This window comes from Sulfurovum sp. (assembly GCF_049668085.1).
In the GTDB taxonomy this organism is placed as follows: Bacteria; Campylobacterota; Campylobacteria; order Campylobacterales; family Sulfurovaceae; genus Sulfurovum.
On record NZ_JBATIY010000180.1, the window covers coordinates 1 to 3,524 of the forward strand.

The window sequence follows — 3,524 nt, forward strand, 5'->3', positions numbered from 1 at the left end:
AAGAACAGGCAGAAGCACGTTTAGAAAGTGTGATTCTGGAGTCTGTAGCATTACGCTTGCCTACAGAAGTAAAGTTCGCCTGTCTGCTTTCTGGAGGATTGGATTCTTCTTTGATCTCTGCGATGGCGTCTCAATCAGAGAGAATAGATACTTTCAGTATAGGGTATGAAGGATATGATAAATATGATGAACGTCCTTTTGCCAAGCGAGTGGCAGAACATATAGGGTCAAATCATCATGAAGTGCTGTTTAGCAAGACAGATTTTTTACATACCATAAAAGAGGTAGTTGAATCTCTAGATGAACCTTTGGCAGACCCTGCGATGTTGCCACTTTACCATGTGATGAAAGAGGTCAATAAAGAGGGGTTTAAAGTCGTTTTAACAGGGGATGGAAGTGATGAACTGTTTATGGGATACAGAACCTATAAAGAGTTTTATGATCTGGAAAAAGCTAAGGAGTTAAAGTACAAAGGATGGTTACAACATTATTTTAAATCTCATTTTTCGATGCATAAAGAGTGGGAGTGGCACAAACGTGTATTTGAAGAAAGTATGCTGTTCCGCTCAACAGCAGAAATATTTACCGACCTTCAGCAAAACAGACTTTTGCGAATAAATGTGAAAGACAATAACGCTTTAGCTGCGCTTGAACCCTACAAAGAAGAATTCAAACAGAGCGGATGTACTTCTCCTATAGACTGGTACAGTTTTTTAGATCTCAAAGTGATGCTGGGTAATGTCTTTTTACGTAAACTGGACCGTATGAGCATGGCACACAGTATAGAAGCGCGAAGCCCATTTTTAGACAAAGAAGTAGTGGCCGCAGCATTTGCTTGCAGTCCGGAACTTCGTATGTCTGGAACACCTAAGGCATTGGTGAAAAGTGTCGCCAGTAAGTATCTCCCCGAAGAGATCGTTCATCGTAAGAAAAAAGGGTTTAATTATCCGTATATGGAATGGCTGCATGAGAGTGGAGAGTTAGCTGTCATTAAACGCGTTCAAGAACAGATGAACCTTTTTAATGAAGAGGAGCTTGACATGTATCTGGAGAAAGGGAGACAGGGGATGTTCAAACAGCATCTCTTTTCCCTCTACATGTTATGTAAGTGGCTGGAAAAAAGAGTGCTATAAAGTTAAGCTTTTTTAAGAATTCTCGGAAGGGTAATACCGGTTTGACTTTGGTATTTACCTTGTCTGTCTTTGTAGGTTGTTTCACACTGCTCATCTCCTTGCAAGAAGAGTACCTGTGCGATACCTTCATTGGCATATATTTTAGCAGGGAGCGGAGTCGTATTGGATATTTCTATAGTGATATGACCTTCAAACCCAGGTTCAAATGGTGTTACATTTACGATGATCCCACAGCGCGCATAGGTACTTTTCCCCAGACAGATCGCCAAAGTATCACTTGGCATTTTAAAGTACTCTACGGTTCTTGCCAGGGCAAAAGAGTTAGGAGGTACGATACATACATCCCCTTTAAAGTCAACTACATTGTTCTCATTAAAATCTTTTGGATCAACCACTTCAGCATTGATATTTGTAAAGATCTTAAACTCATCTGTAACACGAATATCGTACCCATAAGAGCTTAACCCATAACTTACTACACCTTCTCCTACAAGTCCTTCACAAAAAGGTGTTATCATCTCTTCTTCGAGTGATTTTTCACGTATCCATTTATCGGATTTTAATCCCATATTTTTCCCTTCATCTTAATATTCTTATCTGCTATGAACAAAGTCCATAGTACGCTTTAGTTTATCTGAGTACCTGTATATCGGCATTGGTTTTTATTTTTTCAAAATAGTCTTTAAGTGCTTTACCTTGTTGCTGTTGCTTCCATTTTGCAGTTACAGCACCTCTGGCTGCTTCAAAAGGCATACTTTCTTGACCTTCTTTAGAGATGACCTTATAGCTGATATATTTGTCTCCGGCATTGAGTGGACGTGTAAATGAACCATCTTGTGTTTGTAATATGCTACCAAGTAAGGTAGGATTGAGGTCTTTTGTCGATTTTTTTACAGAACGGCTTTTGATACCTTTGGTGTTTTTAGTCTGAAGAAAATTTTTCATACTTGCTTCTGAAGGTGCAGAATATTCGATCAGGTTCACATGTGAAGGAATAGTAAACTCTTCTTGATGATTGCCGTAAAAAAGTTTTAGTTCATCCTCACTTGGAGTAGGGATAGACCTGACCACATTTTGTTGAAAAAACTTCTCTTTTTTCAGCGCCTCTCTCACCCCTGAACGGTATTTGTTCCAAGTTGTACCCTGTTCTTGCAAGATCTTTTGCATCTTTGGAATGGTAAGGTTATTGTTCTCTGCGATAGCAGCAATCTTTGAATCAATATCTTCCTCTGGAATAGTGATGTCTTTCATCGCAGATTTTTGTAATCGGTCTTGGATAAGAAGATTGACAGCTTCCTCTTTAGAGATTTGCATTTGTTGTTGTACGGCACGTATCTCTGCAGTAGTTACAGGTTCTCCCTCAACGATGATGGCAATCGCATCTATCATTTTAGCCTGGGAGAATGTCAGTAAGGTGATAAATCCAAGTAGCACAAGTTTTTTCATATATATATCCGTTTCCCTATTAAGTTGGAAAATTATAACATAATCATGTAAATATTATATGAATTATTGCATTTAGGATATAATACTTTTTTATGCAAAAAAGGCGCAAAACATGATAAAAATTCTCAGCCTCTTGACGTTATTAATCACATTGACCGTAGCGGAAACTGAAAACTCCTGTATGGACTGTCACGAGGGTGTTGCAGACATACGTGAAAGAAACTCAGGCATGATGCAGGCTATTTTGCAAAAGGCTGAAGAAGCAGGCGTTAAGGGCAATGATTGTGTGGTGTGTCATGGAGGAAACCCTAAGGAAAAAGAGAAAGAAGATGCACATAGCGGCACATTGAAATTTTTTGAATCACATGAGGGACCTAAAGCCTTTTATCCTTATCCTGCCAGTCCCTGGATCAATGAAAACACTTGCGGGATGTGTCACCCCAATCAGGTAGCAGCACAGGAAAACAACCTTATGGCAACCGAACAGGGCAAAATACATGGTGCCTTGTGGGGCTTTGGAGCAAAAGAGGGGTACAAACATACCTACACGAACTTTGGAGGAAAATCACCGGATCCGCATAAACGTCTTGGAACAGAGAGCTACAAAAAATATATGGAAGAGCTTTCTGCACTGGAACCGCAAGGTTTCCCTATGGAGACCAAAGAACTCCCTGCTGCACCTACTGCAGAAGAGATAGAAAAAGATCCTACGCTTTCTGTCTATACTTATCTAAGACAAGAGTGTTTACGTTGTCATACGGGTGGGAAAGGACGTGAAAGAAGAGGAGACTATCGGGGGATAGGGTGTGCTTCCTGTCATGTACCATACTCGAATGCAGGATTGTATGAGGGTAAAGATAAAAGTATCTCTAAAAAAGAGGATGGGCATATGCTTGTGCATGCCATCCAGTCTTCACGGGATGTCACGGTGACTGTGCATGACAT

At 40.1% G+C, this 3,524-nt stretch carries 4 protein-coding genes; 2 read left to right on the forward strand and 2 right to left on the reverse strand.

Annotated elements, in window-relative coordinates:
• Window positions 1–1,133 (forward strand): asparagine synthetase B family protein (locus tag WBM70_RS10960; protein WP_424558539.1); only part of this gene is annotated, 1,133 nt, incomplete at its 5' end.
• 2 nt (window positions 1,134–1,135) lie between these two features.
• On the opposite strand, the gene dcd is transcribed toward WBM70_RS10960, so the two are convergent.
• Both dcd and WBM70_RS10970 read right to left on the reverse strand, forming a co-directional pair.
• Window positions 1,136–1,702 carry a dCTP deaminase gene (gene dcd, locus WBM70_RS10965; RefSeq protein WP_424558540.1) on the reverse strand — a complete coding sequence of 189 codons (567 nt, stop codon included), beginning with the start codon at window positions 1,700–1,702 and terminating at the stop codon, window positions 1,136–1,138.
• Window positions 1,703–1,763: 61 nt separating this feature from the next.
• Entirely contained in the window at window positions 1,764–2,579 is an 816-nt protein-coding gene (locus WBM70_RS10970) for a peptidyl-prolyl cis-trans isomerase (RefSeq protein ID WP_424558541.1), read from the reverse strand.
• 112 nt (window positions 2,580–2,691) lie between these two features.
• On the opposite strand from WBM70_RS10970, the gene WBM70_RS10975 reads away from it, so the two are divergent.
• The coding region (locus tag WBM70_RS10975; RefSeq protein WP_424558542.1) for a multiheme c-type cytochrome at window positions 2,692–3,524 on the forward strand (833 nt) is incomplete at its 3' end.

What these genes read in the sequence shown, in the direction of transcription:
- dcd (WP_424558540.1), bottom strand. Translation starts at nt 1,702, where the DNA reads ATGGGATTAAAATCCGATAAATGGATACGTGAAAAATCACTCGAAGAA.
- WBM70_RS10970 (WP_424558541.1), bottom strand. Translation starts at nt 2,579, where the DNA reads ATGAAAAAACTTGTGCTACTTGGATTTATCACCTTACTGACATTCTCC.